The organism is Polaromonas sp. CG_9.11 (genome assembly GCF_015752225.1).
GTDB lineage: Bacteria > Pseudomonadota > Gammaproteobacteria > Burkholderiales > Burkholderiaceae_C > Polaromonas.
Window position 1 is genome coordinate 1 of sequence record NZ_JADOVE010000002.1, and the last position, 17,284, is coordinate 17,284.

Below are 17,284 nucleotides of genomic sequence, written 5' to 3' on the forward strand. Positions count from 1 at the left end.
CACCAGCAGGGGCCGCGGGGCTGGCTTTGCCAGACCGCAGGCGCAGCGGCCCCCTCGGGGGGCAGCGCAGCACACGAAGTGGCAAGCGTGGGGGTATCCGTTCCCCACCAGCAGGGGCCGCGGGGCTGGCTTTGCCAGACCGCAGGCGCAGCGGCCCCCTCGGGGGGCAGCGCAGCACACGAAGTGGCAAGCGTGGGGGTCATATCAGTGGCTGGTGCCGAGGTAGGCGCTGATCACGTCCGGGTTGGCGCGCACCGCTTCCGGCTCGCCGTCGCCGATTTTTTTGCCGTAGTCGAGCACCACCACGCGGTCGGAAATGTCCATCACCACACCCATGTCGTGCTCGATCAGCACGATGGTGGTGCCGAATTCCTCGTTCACATCCAGGATGAAGCGGCACATGTCCTGCTTTTCCTCGACGTTCATGCCGGCCATCGGCTCGTCCAGCAGCAGCACCTGCGGCTCCATGGCCAGCGCGCGGCCCAGGTCGACGCGCTTTTGCAGTCCGTAGGGCAGCTGGCCGACCGGCGTCTTGCGAAAGGCCTGGATTTCCAGGAAGTCGATGATGCCTTCGACAAATTCCCGGTGGCGTGTTTCTTCCCGCTCGGCCGGGCCGATGCGCAGCGCCTGCAGCAAGAGGTTGCTTTTGATCTTCAGGTTGCGCCCGGTCATGATGTTGTCGATCACGCTCATGCCCTTGAACAGCGCCAGGTTCTGGAAGGTGCGGGCCACGCCCATTTCGGCCACCTGGCGCGAGGACATGTGCGAGAACTTCTGGCCGCGAAAGGTGATCGAGCCTTCCTGCGGCGTGTAGACGCCGTTGATGCAGTTGAGCATCGAGCTCTTGCCGGCGCCGTTGGGGCCGATGATCGAGCGGATCTCGTGCTCCTTCACATTGAAGGAAATGTCGGTCAGCGCCTTGACGCCGCCAAAACGCAGGCTGATGTTGTTGACGTCGAGGATGACGTCGCCAGTCTTCTTTTTTGTCATGGTTTTTTGTTCAAGCCGCAGCTTTGACCGGGGAAAAGGTTTTGGCGTCCGACAGCTTGAGCGTGGCGCTGACGCTGCCGGTTCGGCCGTCCTCGAACTTGACGACGGTTTCGATGAACTGCTCAGTGCGGCCGGCATACAGCGCCTCGACCAGCCCGCCGTACTTGTCAGCGATGAAGCCGCGCCGCACCTTGTTGGTCCGCGTCAGCTCGCCGTCGTCGGCATCGAGTTCCTTGTGCAGTATCAGGAAGCGGCTGACCTGGCTGCCGGCCAGCAGCGCGTCGCTGGCCAGGTCGGCATTGACCTTTTCGACGCATTCCTGCATCAGCTGGTAGACCTCGGGCTTTTGCGCCAGGTCGGTGTAGCCGGCGTAGGGCAGGTTGCGCCGCTCGGCCCAGTTGCCCACGGCATCGAAGTCGATGTTGATCATGACGCAGACGCGCTCGCGGCCGTCGCCCAGCGCCACCACTTCCTTGATGAAGGGGAAGAACTTGAGCTTGTTTTCGACATACTTGGGCGCGAACATCGCGCCCTCGTTCGGCCCGCCCTTGATGCGGCCGACGTCCTTGACCCGGTCGATGATCTTGAGGTGGCCTTGCGCATCGAGGAAACCGGCGTCGCTGGTGTGGTACCAGCCGTCGGCGGTCAATACCTCGGCCGTGGCCGTCGGGTTTTTGTAGTATTCCTTCAGCAGGCCGGCCGACTTGACCATGATCTCGCCGTTGTCGGCAACCTTGATCTCGACGCCGCGAATCGGCACGCCCACGGTGTCGGCGCGTGCCTGGTTGTCGGGCTGCAGGCAGACGAACACGGCGGTTTCGGTCGAGCCGTAGAGCTGCTTCAAGTTGATGCCGATCGAGCGGTAAAAGGTGAACAGGTCGGGACCAATCGCCTCGCCGGCGGTATAAGCCACGCGTACCCGGCTGAAACCCAGGTTGGTGCGCAGCGGGCCATAGACGAGGACGTTGCCGATGGCGTATTTGAGCCGGTCCAGCGCACCGACGGCTTCGCCATTCATGCGCGCAGGGCCAACGCGCCGAGCGACATTCATGCACGCTTCAAACATCTTGCGCTTGAGGCCGCCGGCGTCTTCCATGCGAATCATCACACTGGTCAGCAGGCCTTCAAACACGCGCGGCGGCGCAAAATAATAGGTCGGACCGATTTCCTTCAGGTCGATGGTCACGGTACTGGCCGATTCGGGGCAGTTCACCACATAGCCGCAGGCCAGCCACTGGGCGTAGCTGAAGATGTTCTGGCCGATCCAGGCGGGCGGCAAATAGGCCAGCACTTCTTCGGCACTCGTCAGCTTGTCGAATTCGGCGCCGGCGCTGGCGCGGTCCAGCAGCGTGCCGTGGGTGTGCACCACGCCCTTGGGGTTGCCGGTGGTGCCCGAGGTGAAGAACATCGCGGCCACATCATTCGACTGGAGCTTGGCGACTTCGGCGACAAACCATTGCGGGTTTTGGGCGATGAAGGCTTTGCCTGACTCGATCAGCGTATCAAGCGAATCAAGCCCCGGCTCGTCATAGGTGCGCAAGCCGCGCGGGTCGTCGTAGTAGATGTTGGAGATTTGCGGGCAACTCTCGCGAATCTCGACCAGCTTGTCCACCTGCTCCTGGTCCTCGACCATGGCAAAGCGCACTTCGGCATTGTTCAGCGGAAAGACGCATTCGGCGCCGACCGCATCCTGGTACAGCGGTACCGGCACCGCACCCAGCGACTGCACTGCCAGCATGGTGGCATACAGGCGCGGGCGGTTGGCGCCAATCACCACCATGTGCTCGCCGCGCCGGAGCCCGGCCTGGCTCAGACCGGCGGCCAGTTGCTCCACCAGGCCTGCCAGGGCCGACCAGCTGTGCGCCTGCCAGATGCCGTATTCTTTCTCGCGCATGGCTGGCGCAGCCGGACGCTCGGCGGCGTGCTTGAGCAGCAATTGGGGAAATGTGGTCTGCATCCGGTCTTTGTCTCCGTGTGGGGCAGCTTCTTTTCAGAAAGGCTGGGGGTAAGAAACGAATGGTAGGGCTGCCTTTGACGCTGGCTTGTCGTTCCAATGACAATTTAAGGGAAAGTCCTAGTCGGGTGTCCCCGGGGGGGCAGGCGCTTTTATCGGATAGAGCGGCCATCGCGCACCACCATCCGCCGCTGCCACGTCTGATGAATGGTTCCGCGCCGTGGCCACTGCCGTCTCCGTCAGCGTCCTGGCCTCGACCATGCGCGTGCCGTGCCAGTTGAAGGGCGCAAAGCTGCTGCGGCCAGCGATAGAGCTTTTGACATTGACCCGTGCGCGCGGCACGTCGTAGCCCTCGACCACGGGGCTCATTTCAACCGGCCGGCCTTCAACGTCGCCATTCGCATTGAGGGCCGTAAAGTACACCTGTGCGCCCCGGTGCAAGGGCTCCCAGAACCCCTCGCCTCGACCATGTTTGCGGGACTGCACGGCAGGACACGGACAACAGCGAAGCGGTGCAGTCGGTGCTGTGTTTTCGTGCTGCAAGGGGCGCAACATAGCCGGTGCCGATGGCCGTCTTTGAATTGACAATAAATTGTTATGCAGACGACAATTCAGGCCTTTGGCTTGTCCACTGCCGCATCAAGGCCTTCTTTTTCTGATTCATGTCAACTGACCTGACCCTTCACCAGCGCCGCAGGCAACCCACGGCAGACGAGTTGCGCAGCATTCCGTGGCTGGTCCTGCTGCGCCCCGACGAGCGCGCCCGCGCGGTGGCCAGCCTGCTGGTCGGCGACGCGCAGGCAGGCGATTACGTGTGCCGCGTCGGCAAGCCGGTAACCTACTGGTTCGGCGTGGTCGAGGGGCTGCTCAAGATGAGCGCGGACAATGCCCAGGGCCTGACCATGACCTTTGCCGGCCTGCCGCCCGGCGGCTGGTTTGGCGAAGGCACGACGCTCAAGCGCGAGCCCTACCGCTACAACATCCAGGCGCTGCGCAAAAGCGTGGTGGCCGGCCTGCCGATTGAAAGCTTTCACTGGCTGCTGGACCATTCGCTGGGTTTCAACCGCTTCGTGATGAACCAGCTCAACGAGCGACTGGGCCAGTTCATCTCGGCCCTGGAGATCGACCGAATGAACAACCCCGACCAACGCGTGGCGCGCAGCCTGGCAGCGCTGTTCAACCCGGTGCTTTACCCCGGCGTGGGCGAGGTGCTGCGCATCACCCAGCAGGAACTGGCCTACCTGGTCGGGCTGTCGCGCCAGCGTGTCAATGCGTCACTGCGAACAATGGAAGCGCTGGGCATGATCAGCGTGGAATACGGCGGCTTGCGGGTGCTGAACATTGCGGCGCTTCGCTACGGTATGTTCTAGTCGCCACCCAGTTCACTTTTCAGGTAGACGCGCAACGACAGGCGCATGCGTTGTTCCCGGTCCTCCCTGTCATTGCAGGCTGGAGCCGGGAACCATGCATTCTTTCCCGCAGGGCCGCGTGCAGCGGATCAGGTCCGCCATGCCAAAAAAAATGCGAAGTGCTTCGCGGGCGCTGAATAATTACAAAATACAAGCTAAAAAAGTCATTTACGATTGTCCAGTAAGAGTTTAATGCTATGAATTCAGGAGTAAACAATGGGCTGGTTTTTGCGCCCGGCTGAACCTCTGGCACAACGCCTCCCGGACAGGCTTGAGTCGTTTGAGCTCAGGCGCACACAGGAGCAGCTGGTGCAAGGGGAGCCTTTCAAAAACCACCTCTCACAGCCCATACTCCCGCACAAACGCTAAAAACTTCGTCGGGCCGGAGCAAGCGTGCGGATCAATCGTCTTGTTTAAGCGCTGTGATCCGCAACCTCAGCGCATTGCTGATCACCGAGACCGAGCTCAGGCTCATGGCCACCGCGCCGACCATCGGCGACAGCAGCCAGCCGGTGAACGGGAACAGCACGCCGGCGGCCAGCGGCACGCCCAACAGGTTGTAGACGAAGGCAAAGCCGAGGTTCTGCTTCATGTTGGCCACCGTGGCGACCGACAGGGCCCGTGCCGTCGCAATGCCGCGCAGGTCGCCCTTGACCAGCGTGAGCTGCGCGCTGTTCATGGCCACGTCGGTGCCGGTGCCCATGGCAATGCCGACGTCGGCTCTGGCCAGAGCCGGGGCGTCGTTGATGCCGTCGCCGGCCATGGCCACGATGCGGCCTTCCTTTTGCAGGCGTTCGACCAGTTGCAGCTTGTCTTGCGGCTTGACCTCGCCGTGCACCTCGTCGATGCCCAGGCGCTTGCCCACGGCCTGCGCGGTGGTCAGGCCGTCGCCAGTGGCCATGATGATGCGCAGGCCCGACTTGCGCAGCGACGTCAGGGCTTCTTCCGTGCTGGCCTTGACCGGATCGGACACCGCCAGCAATCCCGCCAGCTGGCCATCCACCGCCAGGTGCATGACGCTGGCACCCGTGCTGCGCAGTTGTTCGGCCCGGTCGGCCAGTGGCGCCACGTCGATGCCGAGCTGCTCCATCAGCGTGGTGTTGCCAATGGCCAGGGATTTGCCGGCGACAACACCTTTCACACCAATGCCCGACGCGGAATCGAAGTCCTCGGCTTTTTCCAGGGACAGCTTGCGCTCCCGAGCCGCGTTGACGATGGCGGCGGCCAGGGGATGCTCGCTGCCCTGGTCCAGGCTGGCGGCCAGGCGGAGCACTTCGTCTTCGCTGAAGCCATTGACGCCCACCGCCACCTCGAACGCCGGCTTGCCTTCAGTCAGCGTGCCGGTCTTGTCGACGATGAGCGTGTCGACCTTGCACAGGTTCTCGATGGCGGCGGCGTCCCGGAACAGCACACCTTGCGTCGCGGCCCGGCCGGTGGCGACCATGATGGACATCGGCGTGGCCAGCCCCAGCGCACACGGGCAGGCAATGATCAGCACCGTCACCGCGGTGATCAGGCCGTAGACCCAGCTTGGCTGGGGTCCGAAAAAGCCCCAGGCAAAGAAGGTCAGCAGCGCGATGCCCACGACGCCATAGACAAAATATGCGGCCACGACATCGGCCATGCGCTGCATCGGCGCTTTGGAGCGCTGCGCCTGCGCCACCATCTGGACGATCTGCGACAGCACGGTCGCCGAGCCGACATGCTCGGAGCGCATCAGCAAGGCGCCGCTGGTGTTGAGCGTGGCGCCGATCAGTTTGTCGCCAACCCGCTTGGTCACCGGCAGCGGTTCGCCGGTCAGCATGGATTCATCCAGTGCACTGCTGCCCTCCAGCACCACGCCATCGACCGGCACCTTCTCGCCGGGGCGCACGCGCAGGCTGTCGCCTTCGTGTACCTCGGCCAGGGGAATGTCTTCCTCGCTGCCGTCCGGCTGCACACGACGCGCCGTCTTGGGCGACAGGCCCAGCAGCGACTTGATGGCCGCCGATGTCTTGGACCGCGCCTTCAATTCGAGCAACTGGCCAAACAGCGTCAGCGAGATGATGACCACCGCCGCCTCGAAGTACACCGCCACGCGGCCCATCGAGATGAAGGAGGGCGGAAACACGCCGGGTGCCAGTGTCGCGACCACGCTGTAGAGGAAGGCGGCGCCCGTGCCCAGGCTGATCAGCGTCCACATGTTGGGACTGCGGTGCACAACCGACTGCGCGCCGCGCACAAAGAACGGCCAGCCGGCCCACAGCACCACTGGCAGGGACAGGACCAGCTCGACCCAGCTTTGCGTGGCCATGTCAAACCAGCCCAGCCGGTGGCCGAACATGGCCAGCGTCGTGACGATCACCGTCAGCGGCAGCGTCCACCAGAATCGGCGGGTGAAAGAGGCGAGTTCAGGGTTTTCGTCATCGTCCAGGGTCGGCATGACGGGCTCCAGCGTCATGCCGCATATCGGGCAATTGCCCGGATGGTCCTGCCGGATCTCGGGGTGCATCGGACAGGTGTAGACCGCACCTAGCGGCGCTGCCGCTGACGGGGCACTCGGCGCACTCGGTGCGGCCGGGGTGGCCGGCGCATCGGGTGAAGCCGTCTTGGCGGTGTAGGCCGACGGATCAGCCGCGAACTTCGATTGGCAGCGGGCACTGCAGAAATAGTACGGCCTGCCTTCGTGCGCCAGCTGGTGCGACGACGCCGCTGTCACGTCCATCCCGCAGACCGGGTCCTTCAGCTTGCCGGGTTCCTGCGGCGCATCGTGACGGTCATCCGCCTTCGCAGGGGCCGCGTTGGGCAACGGGGTTACAGGCATGTCCATCGATGATTCCTTCTGCCCGTGAGGGCGCCATAAAAGCTGTGGGATGCGCCGGGCTGCGTGACAGCCCAGGGTTTTGAGGCGTCCATCACGTCCCCCTTCAAGGCTTGACCGGGGCTGACGGCATGCGGTCCATCATCATCTGCATCATGGACTGCATCATCTGCATGCGCTTTTCCATCATCTGATGGGTGATGCCCATGCTGCCATCCATTGCGCCTTTGCCATGCATGCCCTACATGCCGGGCATGGCGCCCATGCCACCCTTGCCCATCATGCCGATCGGGCCGGTGCCGCCCATCATGGCCATGCTGTCCTGCATGACCAACATGTGCTCAGCCATCAAGGCGCTGCGCTGTTCCGGCGTCATGGCCCGCATAGCCTTCATCTGCTCGTCCATGCGGGCCATGGGTTCACCGGAGCCGCCCATGGGCATGCCCGCAGCGGGCGCGCCATAAGGATGGTGTGCATCCCGATCGACGGGCGTCTGGGCACATCCGGCAAGGCCGAAGGTGAAGGCGGTGGCTGCGAAGGCCAGCGTGCGAAGTGACAGCATGTGAAAGCTCCTGTGGTGGGCGTGAAGAATGAAATCGCCGTGGCGCAATCAAGACTTGCGCGATCTGCCAGAAACCAAATCGACGTTTCAGGCAATGCTTCCTTGTAAACCTGAAGATTCCAGGCGTCTGTGCGCCAGCGAACACCCAGGCCGTTCAGGCGACGCCGACCCCAAGGCTCAGCCGCAGCAGCAGCCGCCCTTGCGAGCCGGCGCGGCAACTGGCGCCGCAGCCTGGGCTCCGTCCTGGATGGCCACGGGGGTGTAGCCCGCTTGCCGGATGACATCGCTCCACTGCCCGGCATGGAGGGTGTCCGATTCGATCTGGACGCGGTGGGCGTTGATGTCGATCTGCACCGTGGCGCCAGGGTCCAGCGCCTTCACTGCCTTCGTGATGGTGCTTGAGCAATGGCCGCAGGTCATGTCCTTGACTTCGAACGTGTTCATGGGTGGGTCCTTGCTGGGAACGGGTTGAAGAAGAAAGTACTTTCGACCCTTCCACCGTGGGAAGGTCAAGCGACGTTCTTCAGCGACCCCCCTGGCAGCACGGGTATGGGGCAATCCATCTTGACCTTGCCAGCATGAAAGCGCCCGGCCATGGAAGTCACTCCATGGCCGGAAAAGCAGGCTTGTCAACTGCTCAGCGCCGCAGGCTCGGTGTCTTCCGGGGAAGTCACGCTGATGGACTCGATCTCACGGGGCTCCAGCGTCTCTGAAGTGTTGGCAATCACCGCATTCACCGCAGCAATGAATGAATCGGGTGTCTGCCCGCCCCCGCCACCCACCACCGTGCCGCCGTCGCCGCAAGCACCCAGGGCCAAAGCCAGCGCAACGGCAGTGGACCCTTTGAAAAAAAGCTGATGGCGCATCATTTTTTCCTTAGTTGTTGAAACTGCCGGGAATTGGCGTGTTGAGGTAAGGGAACGCAGCCTTGAACGTGGTGGCATCCTTGCGCACGCCATCGGTCAGCGCCAGCGCGCCTGCCGGTGCATCGGCCGGCTTGCAGCCTACCTTGAGCGTGTCCCCGGCGCCTGTCAATGCGCACAGAGCTCCCATGGACACCCGCAGGGACAGGTCCACCACATCGTCCCCGGGACGGCGTCCGTTCGGAAAACCGGCCTTGTCGTTCGCCGCCACGCCCAGCGGGTTTTGCGCCGCCGGGGCAACCGGGGCAATGGTGGTGTTCAGGCGCAGCATTTCCGAAGGGACGACGTTTTTCGGCTGGTTCAGGCCTTCAAGGCCTTGCAGGAACACCGTGACCAGGTCGGTCCTCGGGAAGTTGGTGGGCGCCTTGGCCGCAGGAAACAAGGTTTGCACCACGGCAGGCAAGGTCGGGTTGGTGACGTAGTTGATGAACTGCGCGTCGCCAGACGGTTTGGACGCGTTGAAGTGGTCCTTGTCATCCATGCCGATCACCACCTCGTTGACCAGTGGCATGCCGACGCGGGACACCTGCGCCCAGGCGCCGCCTTCCTTGGTGGCATTGTTCAGGCCTTTGGGCGAGGGATTGATCAGGCGTCCCTGCCGCACGCTGGCCGTGGTGTAGGCGCCAATGACCGGCTCACCCGCCATGGTCAGGCAGGAAATCGGCACTTCCAGGGCAATCGAGCTGATGTTCTTGTTTTTCAGGTCGTTTTTATTGCCATTGACCTCGGCGCCGAGCGGATTGAGGTTGAACAGGTCAAAAATCTTGCCGACCGCAATGTTGAACGGCTCCTTGCGCTGACCGACGAAAACGGGGCCAGGCGCGGCGCAATCCGGAATGGCGACGCTGTAGATATGCTTGTTGGCATAGTCTTCGCAGCCCGTGGCGCTGCCAAATGTCTTGTCGCCGATATTGTCGACCGGCTTGTCAAATTCAGTCCCGCCGCCGGCTGCATTCGTCAGGCTGGTCTTGGTGCCGCTGCGGCGGTCGCCCCTGACCAGGTCAACGGTATAGGTTTCACGCACATTGAGTTTTGGGTCGTTGACGGCGCTCAGGGGACCCGAATTGATGAACGGAATCAGCACATCCTTGTCGCCCACCTTGAGCGCCAGTTTTTTCGACGTGTTCTTGAACCGGAACTGGAACGTCAGGTGCTCTTGGGCATCGCCCACGTTGTCCCCATGAATTTCGTACAAGCCGTTTTGGTCGAACTGGTAAAAATACGGCCCGCCCTGCGGGTCCTGAAAAGGAATGTAGTTGGCAATCAATGTCACATAGTCCTGGCGGCCCGCCTCATAGCTGCGAAACATATACAGGTCAGTGCCGTCCACCTTGGGCTGATTGGTGATGAACGGCGCTTCACGGTGGCTGGACGCCTGCGCCGGTTAAGCGCTGGCAAGCGCCAGGGCGCTGACAACCGCAGTGGCTAAAACTTTTTTCTTGGCGAAGCTGGACATTCGTGTCTCCTGGATGAATGGAAAAATTTCGCCTTCATGGCGTTGATGCCCGCACACGAATTTTTGTCGGCCGACCTTTCCACTTTGTACAGGACGGTGGGCTGCGCGCTGGTCACTTCGCAAGAGGGACAAGTCAAACCCTCATGCCGGGCCAGCGCCAAACCATCGACGCATTGGAACCCTCCAAGCCACGGGCGGCGGCCCCTTCAATGCAAACCTACAGGATGACCCGGCATCCGGCTACGCCAGGCCGGGCCGGCCGGCGGCAAGATTCAGGTTTTGACAGGAGGAAGCAAATGAACCCTTATCGGCGTTTTACGGCCATGGTCGTCGTCTCGACCCTCGTGATGTTCGGTCTGATGTACCTGAACACCTATCAGCTGGACCATGTATTCTTCAGCGAGACGCGGGCGTACATGGCATTGCTCATGGGCGCCATGATGGCCATCGTCATGCTGGCGTTCATGACCCACATGCTGGAAAACCGCAGCGCCAACCTGGGCATCGCGGTCGTCAGTGCGCTGGTCTTCGCCGGATCGCTGTGGCTGGTCCGAAGCCAGGCGACGGTCGACGACGTGTCCTACATGCGCGCGATGATTCCACACCATTCCATCGCCATCATGACCAGCACCCGTGCCCGGATCACCGACCCTAGAGTTCGCAAGCTGGCCGATGGCATCGCTGAAACCCAGGTTCGCGAGATTGCAGAGATGGAGCAACTGATCCGGGACATCGACGCAAGGCGCTGAAGGCTCCCATACCTGCCTTTCCTCAACAGGGGAAGGAGTCAAGGCGGGAAAGTCAGCGGATTCAGGCTTGTCAACGGCCTGTGCAGTTTCGAAAATTCAAGCAAAACAGGCTTCTCCGCACATCTGGCAAGGATTTTCAGCTATTGATTCAGGAGCGAATCACAACAGGCTGGGCCGACGGTGGCATGTCCGGCATACGTCCCATACCGGTCCGTCTTTCGGCCAGCGCCAGCTTCAGCTCGCGTTCCACCCGACGCTTTTCACTGGCGCCGACTTGCGTGGCGACCTCGATTCGCAGCGGGCTGCAGCACAGCCACAGGCGGTCCTGGCGGGCGCCGCCGCGTTCCAGCCGCGCCCAGACCGGGTTCATCTGGTAGTGCCGGGTGTCCAGGCCGCGCACCACCTCGATGGCCAGCTGGCCTTCCTGGCTGAAGCTGATCTGCTCGCCATCGGCCGCATGCACCATGTAGAAAAGGTAAAGCGCTCCGGCCACGCTGATTTCCACCAGGCACCACACCGGAATCATCCACACACCGAGCCAGCCGAAGAACAGGGCGATGGTTGCACTGAACACCGCCAGCGCGGCAAAGCTCAGCAGCAGCTGGCGCGGCGTCAGCGCGCAGCGCCGTGTCAGGCGCCAGCGGGGCGGGTCTTCTTGGCCCGCATCTGCCGCAGGCGGCCTGCCGTCATCGGTTGATAAAAAGGTGTTCATGGTGTCAGGCGATAAGGTAGCTGCGCAGGGCCGGCACTCGCGCAGGGGAACGCAAAATATACCCGTGCCGGGCAAAAAGCAGATGCGCGGCCGGCAACGACCCCAAGTCCCTGTGCAATGCGCGAGGCCTCAGCGCCGCGCCGTCCGCGCCTGGCCCCTAAGCGACGCCACCCGTGCGGCAACGGCCGTCCTAAAATACCGTCCAGCCATGTCCGATCAAAATTTCCCCAAACCTCCCGCTTCCGGCGCCGTGCGTGTACGCACAGTGCCGGCCAACGCCAATGCCCCCGCACCAACGGTCCGCCTGAACAAACGCATGGCCGATCTGGGCCTGTGCTCACGCCGCGAGGCCGACGACTGGATTGCCCGGGGCTGGGTGCGGGTCAACGGCGTGCCCGCCGTGATGGGCCAGCCAGTGGCGGTCAACGCGCGCATCGACGTTGCCCGCGAAGCCGAACAGCAGCAGCGCCAGCAGGTCACCATCCTGATCAACAAGCCGGTTGGTTATGTCAGCGGCCAGGCCGAGGACGGACACGAACCTGCCGTGGCACTGGTGCAGCCGGAAAACCGCTGGCGCGAATGCAACAGCCGCATGCGCTGGGGCTTCGAGCAGTTGCGCGGCCTGGCGCCGGCCGGCCGGCTCGACATTGACTCGATTGGCCTGCTGGTGCTGACGCAGGACGGCCGCGTGGCGCGCCAGCTCATCGGCGAAGACTCGGAGATGGAAAAGGAATACCTGGTGCGCGTGAGCTACGGACCCGAAAACGTCAACGTGCAGGCGGCGTTTCCTGCTGAAAGGCTGGCAATTCTGTGCCACGGGCTGAGTCTGGATGGTCAGCCGCTGCGCCCGGCGCAGGTCAGCTGGCAAAACCCCGAGCAGCTGCGCTTCGTGCTGAAAGAAGGCAAGAAGCGCCAGATCCGCCGCATGTGCGAGCAGGTCGGGTTGTTTGTCACCGGCCTGAAACGCGTGCGCATCGGCCGCGTCAACCTGGGTCACCTGCCGATTGGCCAGTGGCGCTACCTGGCGCCGCACGAGCAGTTCTGAGCCGAGGCTGGTGCCCTGACCGCGCCAGCGCCGCTAGGGAGTCTCGCGCAACACGATCTGCAGCGAAGCGTACCAGCCCGACAGGTTGTCGATCTCGGCATCGCTCAAGGGCTTGGCGACCACGCCCATGACCTCATGCGTGCGCTTGCCGCTGCGGTAATTCTTGAGCTGCTCGGCCAGGTAGATCTGCGGCTGTCCGGCCAGATGGGGCGCGTTGGGCAGGCTCGACATGCCCTGCGCGCCATGGCAGACGGCGCAGGTCGCGCTGGCTTTGGCTTTGCCGGCATTGATGTCAGCGGCCAGGGCGGCGTTGGCCGCCCCCAACACGCACAAGAAGATCAGCAGTTGCGACATGGTTGTCTTGCGCCTTTTTGAAAACAGGAACGAGGACGTTTCACGTCTCCGTGAAGGGCGGTTTTCCTGCCAGCCGGCGAACCGGCCAGCGCCCGGGGCCTTTAGTTGGCGTAGCTGACGCGGTAAATCGCGCCTGCGTAATCATCGGAAATCAGGATTGATCCGTCTTTCATGGGCGCCACGTCGACCGGCCGGCCGCGGTAGGTGCCGGTATCACTGTCCAGCCAGCCTTCGGCAAAAATCTCGGCCTTGCCGGCCGTGCCGTCGCTGTTGACAGGTATGAAGTTAACCAGCGCGCCGGTCGCCTTGGTGCTGTTCCACGAGCCGTGCGAGGCCACGAACATGCCACCCTGGTATTTGCCCGGGAACTGCTTGCCGCTGTAGAACGTCATACCCAGCTGTGCCTGGTGTGCCGGAAATTCAACCTGCGGCGACACCGCGCCGGCCGGCTCTTTCATGTCCTTCAGGTCGGCAGCTGCTGCGCTGCCCGCCACCTTGAACTTGCCATTCCAGTAGGGGTAGCCAAAATGCTGGCCGGCAGCCGTTACCCGGTTGAGTTCGCCAGGGGGAACCGTGTCGCCCAGGCCATCGGTCTGGTTGTCGGTGAACCACAGGGTTTTGTCCTTGGGGTTGAAGTCCATGCCGACCGAGTTGCGTATGCCGCGGGCAAACACTTCCCGCTTGGAGCCGTCAAACGGGTCCATGCGCAAAACGCCGCCAATCCCCAGTTTGTTGTACAGATCGATTTTGCCGGCCGGTTGCACATTGTGCGGCTGGCCCAGGCTGACGTAGAGCTTGCCATCGTCGCCCACCCGGCAGACGCGCGCGCCGTGGTTGTACGACTCTTCCTCGACCGGAATCAGGTTGCCCTGGGACACCACTTCAATCACCGCCACGTCCGGGCCTTCATAAAAGAACTCGGCGGCCGGAAAGTTGAGAATCCGGTTGTGCTCGGCCACGACCAAGAAGCCGTCCTTGGTCCAGCACACGCCGTTGGGCACCTTGAAGTTCAGCGAAGGGGCGAATGCCTTGACCTCGGTGGCTGCGCCCGCGCCATTGCGGTCGGTCACGGCCCACACCGTGGTCTTGCGGGTGCCGACAAACAGCATGTTGGTCGACGGCGCGACCGCCATGTGACGCGCGTCGGGAACGACGGCATACAGGTCGATCTTGAAGCCGGGCGGCAGCTTGATCCGTTTGAGGTTGGCGCGAATGGCATCGGCATTTTTGCCCTCTTGCGGAATCGAAGGCATGTTCAGGTCCGTGCCTGAGACTTTCATCTGCTTGAGATTGGCGATATTGTCTTTTGGCGCTTGCGCCGCAGCGCCCAGCACCAGTCCTCCCGCCGCCAGTGCAAGCAACAGTTTGGCAACTTTCATAAAGTCTCCCCTTTAAATAGTTCTGTCGATGAATAAGGCCACACACTGTGGCGCTTCATTAAGCCGTCATCGTTGCCAAAAAACAATAGCCAGACGTTCAGATGCCGTACGGTTCCGGGTAAACACCAGTCGGGTAAACACCAGCGCGAGCAAGTTGGCAAAAAACCGGACGTCACCCATCCCGGAAACTTCCAGGAGCGGCGCATCTCGTCACGCAGGCGACGCTGGGCATGAGGACTGGCCGAAAAGGTGCAGGGCAACGCGTACATGGGGGCCTGCTAGCACGCAGCGCCGTTCACCAGGCCGCGCAGGCCGGACAGGTGCGACCGGTGCAACTCAGGCGGCTGGTGTTCCTGGGCACGCCGCATCATGGCGCACGCGCTGGAGCGCGTTGGCCACTGGGTCGATACGCAGTGGCACCGGCAGGCGGGGACCCGGCCCTTTGCCAGCATCGGGAAAATTCGCAGCGCCGGCATCACCGACCTGCGCCACAGCAACCTGCTGGAGGCCGACGGGCGGCATGCCGGCCGCTTTGAAAGCACAGCCGATACCCGCGAGGCGCTGCCGCTGCCCGCCGGCGTGGCCTGCTATGCCGTGGCCGCCACCACCGTGTCGCACGGCGCCGGGCCGCTGCGGTCGGTGCGGCACGCGCTGGAGCCACCAATTGGTGGGCAACGGCCTGGTGCGCTGTGCAGCGCGCTCGGCATGCGCTAATCGCCCGAACGCTGCCTGACCTTCGCGCCGCTAAACCAGTGGATCGCGCAGGGCATGAACCATCTCGAACTGCTGAGCCGGCCCGAGATGACGCGGCAGCTGGTGCAATGGCTGTGCACGGCGGCTTGGCCCTTGAGCGCCAGCGCCAATTCAAGTGCTATTTAAAAAATAGCTATAGATGGCGGCTGACATTGCGCAAACAGCATTTTTTGCATAAAAAAGGCAGTGCCGGCACTGCGGCCATGGCAACCGGCTGGCGCAGGGTTGAAAATAGCGCGCTGCAGGCGCATCTGATGCGTTGCCTTTCCCCCATTTTTTTCCTTCCTTACCTTATGCAAAAACAAACCCGTCCCTTTCAAGCCGAAGTCGCCCAACTCCTCAAGCTGGTCACCCATTCGCTCTATTCCAATCCGGAAATCTTCCTGCGCGAGCTGATTTCCAACGCGTCGGACGCCTGTGACAAGCTTCGCTTTGAATCCTTGAATGACGCCGGCCTGTATGAAAACGACAGCGAATTGAAAGTGCGCGTGAGCTTTGATGCGGCTGCCAAGACCCTGACCATCACCGACAACGGCATCGGCATGTCGCAGCAGGAAGCCATCGACCACCTCGGCACGATTGCCAAGAGCGGCACCCGCGACTTCGTTTCCAAGCTGTCGGGCGACCAGCAAAGCGATTCGCAGCTGATCGGCCAGTTCGGCGTGGGCTTCTATTCGGGCTTCATCGTTGCCGACAAGATCACGGTGGAAAGCCGCCGCGCCGGTCTGCCCGCTGCGCAAGGCGTGCGCTGGGTCAGCGACGGCACGGGCGAGTTCGAAGTCAGCGAGATCGAGCGCGCCGAGCGCGGCACCAGCATCACGCTGCACCTGAAGGAGGACGCCAGCGAGTACCTGAATGCCTGGAAGCTGAAAAGCATCATCAACAAGTATTCAGACCACATTTCCCTGCCCATCCTGATGGAAAAGGAAGAGTGGAAAGAGGGCGAAAACGACCAGCCCGGCGAAATGGCCAAAACCGGCGAATGGGACACCGTGAACCAGGCTGCCGCCCTCTGGACGCGTCCCAAGAAAGACATCACGCCCGAGCATTACGCCGAGTTCTACAAACAGATCAGCTACGACAGCGAAGACCCGCTGGCCACCACGCACAACCGCGTCGAAGGCGCTACCGAATACACCCAGCTGCTGTTCATTCCGGCCAAGGCGCCGATGGACATGTTCAACCGTGACAAGGCCGCCGGCGTCAAGCTCTACGTCAAGCGTGTTTTCATCATGGACGACGCCCAGGCGCTGCTGCCAAGCTACCTGCGCTTTGTCAAAGGCGTGGTCGATTCGTCCGACCTGCCGCTCAACGTGTCGCGCGAGCTGCTGCAGGAAAGCCGCGCCGTGAAGGCCATCCGCGAAGGCAATACCCGCCGCGTGCTGTCGATGATCGAGGACCTGGCGAACAACGAGCCGGAAAAATTCAAGACCTTCTACGCCGAATTCGGCGCCGTGCTGAAAGAAGGCCTGGGCGAGGACTTCGCCAACAAGGAGCGCCTGGCCAAGCTGCTGCGCTTTGCCAGCTCTACGACCGACACCACCAGCGTGAGCTTTGCCGATTACAAGGCGCGCATGAAGGACGGCCAGGACGCGATCTACTACATCACCGCCGACACGCTGGCCGCCGCCAAGAACAGTCCGCAGCTGGAGATTTTCCGCAAGAAGGGCATTGAAGTGCTCCTGATGGCCGACCGGGTCGATGAATGGGCGCTGAACTACCTGAACGAGTTCGACGGCACGCCGCTGCAGTCGGTCGCCAAGGGCGCGGTGGACCTGGGCAAGCTGCAGGACGAGGATGAAAAGAAGGCCGCCGAAGAAGCACAGACGCAGTTCAAACCCATCTTGGACAAGCTGAAAGAAGCGTTGAAAGACAAGGCGTCCGATGTGCGCGCCACCTCGCGCCTGGTCGATTCACCGGCCTGTCTGGTGGTGCAGGACGGCGACATGTCCACGCAGCTGGCGCGCATGCTCAAGCAGGCCGGCCAGACGGTGCCCGAAGTCAAGCCCATCCTGGAAGTCAACGCCCAGCATCCGTTGGTCAAAAAACTTGAAGCCAGCGCCGAGTTGCCCGGTTTTGACGACCTGGCCAACATCCTGTTCGACCAGGCGCTGCTGGCCGAAGGCGGCATGCCGGCTGATCCGGCGGCCTATGTGCGCCGGGTGAATGCCTTGCTGGTGTGATGCTGTAATACCGTA

The 17,284-nt window shown here is 62.6% G+C and carries 15 protein-coding genes and 2 pseudogenes; 5 read left to right on the plus strand and 12 right to left on the minus strand.

The features are described 5' to 3' along the window. From IWX85_RS20265 to IWX85_RS01755, 4 genes and pseudogenes are all read right to left on the minus strand, one after another. A pseudogene (locus tag IWX85_RS20265) lies at positions 1 to 203 on the minus strand (hypothetical protein); the annotation flags it as partial. Position 204: 1 nt separating this feature from the next. After that, the gene (locus tag IWX85_RS01745; protein ID WP_196868542.1) at positions 205 to 990 is read right to left on the minus strand and encodes an ABC transporter ATP-binding protein; all 786 of its coding nucleotides are present in this window, start codon (positions 988 to 990) and stop codon (positions 205 to 207) included. Between the two features lie 10 nt (positions 991 to 1,000). Then, positions 1,001 to 2,947 carry a long-chain fatty acid--CoA ligase gene (locus tag IWX85_RS01750; protein WP_196868543.1) on the minus strand — a complete coding sequence of 649 codons (1,947 nt, stop codon included), beginning with the start codon at positions 2,945 to 2,947 and terminating at the stop codon, positions 1,001 to 1,003. 117 nt (positions 2,948 to 3,064) lie between these two features. Continuing rightward, entirely contained in the window at positions 3,065 to 3,430 is a 366-nt protein-coding gene (locus tag IWX85_RS01755; protein WP_196868544.1) for a hypothetical protein, read from the minus strand. Between the two features lie 176 nt (positions 3,431 to 3,606). On the opposite strand from IWX85_RS01755, the gene IWX85_RS01760 reads away from it, so the two are divergent. Beyond that, positions 3,607 to 4,314: a Crp/Fnr family transcriptional regulator gene (locus IWX85_RS01760; RefSeq protein ID WP_196868545.1), complete on the plus strand. Its 708-nt coding sequence runs from the start codon at positions 3,607 to 3,609 to the stop codon at positions 4,312 to 4,314. A 439-nt stretch (positions 4,315 to 4,753) separates the two neighbouring features. Here the strand turns inward: IWX85_RS01760 and IWX85_RS01765 are convergent, their stop codons facing one another. From IWX85_RS01765 to IWX85_RS01785, 5 genes and pseudogenes are all read right to left on the minus strand, one after another. Further along, positions 4,754 to 7,156, minus strand: coding sequence for a heavy metal translocating P-type ATPase (locus tag IWX85_RS01765; RefSeq protein ID WP_370584192.1), 2,403 nt, complete (start codon positions 7,154 to 7,156; stop codon positions 4,754 to 4,756). A 238-nt stretch (positions 7,157 to 7,394) separates the two neighbouring features. Further along, entirely contained in the window at positions 7,395 to 7,715 is a 321-nt protein-coding gene (locus IWX85_RS01770; RefSeq protein ID WP_370584167.1) for a hypothetical protein, read from the minus strand. 177 nt (positions 7,716 to 7,892) lie between these two features. Continuing rightward, positions 7,893 to 8,159: a heavy-metal-associated domain-containing protein gene (locus IWX85_RS01775; RefSeq protein ID WP_036808726.1), complete on the minus strand. Its 267-nt coding sequence runs from the start codon at positions 8,157 to 8,159 to the stop codon at positions 7,893 to 7,895. A 185-nt stretch (positions 8,160 to 8,344) separates the two neighbouring features. Continuing rightward, entirely contained in the window at positions 8,345 to 8,581 is a 237-nt protein-coding gene (locus IWX85_RS01780) for a hypothetical protein (protein ID WP_196868547.1), read from the minus strand. A 10-nt stretch (positions 8,582 to 8,591) separates the two neighbouring features. Beyond that, positions 8,592 to 9,998 (minus strand): annotated as a pseudogene (locus IWX85_RS01785) (DUF4331 domain-containing protein); the annotation flags it as partial. Between the two features lie 392 nt (positions 9,999 to 10,390). Here IWX85_RS01785 and IWX85_RS01790 point away from each other — a divergent pair. After that, entirely contained in the window at positions 10,391 to 10,843 is a 453-nt protein-coding gene (locus IWX85_RS01790) for a DUF305 domain-containing protein (protein WP_196868548.1), read from the plus strand. Positions 10,844 to 10,991: 148 nt separating this feature from the next. On the opposite strand, the gene IWX85_RS01795 is transcribed toward IWX85_RS01790, so the two are convergent. Then, the gene (locus IWX85_RS01795; protein WP_196868549.1) at positions 10,992 to 11,555 is read right to left on the minus strand and encodes a DUF2244 domain-containing protein; all 564 of its coding nucleotides are present in this window, start codon (positions 11,553 to 11,555) and stop codon (positions 10,992 to 10,994) included. Between the two features lie 250 nt (positions 11,556 to 11,805). On the opposite strand from IWX85_RS01795, the gene IWX85_RS01800 reads away from it, so the two are divergent. Then, the gene (locus tag IWX85_RS01800) at positions 11,806 to 12,600 is read left to right on the plus strand and encodes a pseudouridine synthase (RefSeq protein ID WP_370584168.1); all 795 of its coding nucleotides are present in this window, start codon (positions 11,806 to 11,808) and stop codon (positions 12,598 to 12,600) included. A 33-nt stretch (positions 12,601 to 12,633) separates the two neighbouring features. On the opposite strand, the gene IWX85_RS01805 is transcribed toward IWX85_RS01800, so the two are convergent. Next, entirely contained in the window at positions 12,634 to 12,954 is a 321-nt protein-coding gene (locus IWX85_RS01805; RefSeq protein ID WP_196868551.1) for a cytochrome c, read from the minus strand. Positions 12,955 to 13,055: 101 nt separating this feature from the next. Continuing rightward, positions 13,056 to 14,333: a sorbosone dehydrogenase family protein gene (locus IWX85_RS01810; protein WP_196868552.1), complete on the minus strand. Its 1,278-nt coding sequence runs from the start codon at positions 14,331 to 14,333 to the stop codon at positions 13,056 to 13,058. Between the two features lie 369 nt (positions 14,334 to 14,702). On the opposite strand from IWX85_RS01810, the gene IWX85_RS01815 reads away from it, so the two are divergent. Together IWX85_RS01815 and htpG are read left to right on the plus strand one after the other, a co-directional pair. Further along, positions 14,703 to 15,047, plus strand: a complete 345-nt coding sequence (locus IWX85_RS01815) for a hypothetical protein (protein WP_196868553.1) — start codon at positions 14,703 to 14,705, stop codon at positions 15,045 to 15,047. Positions 15,048 to 15,379: 332 nt separating this feature from the next. After that, positions 15,380 to 17,269: a molecular chaperone HtpG gene (htpG, locus tag IWX85_RS01820; protein ID WP_036808744.1), complete on the plus strand. Its 1,890-nt coding sequence runs from the start codon at positions 15,380 to 15,382 to the stop codon at positions 17,267 to 17,269. Positions 17,270 to 17,284: the final 15 nt, after the last annotated feature.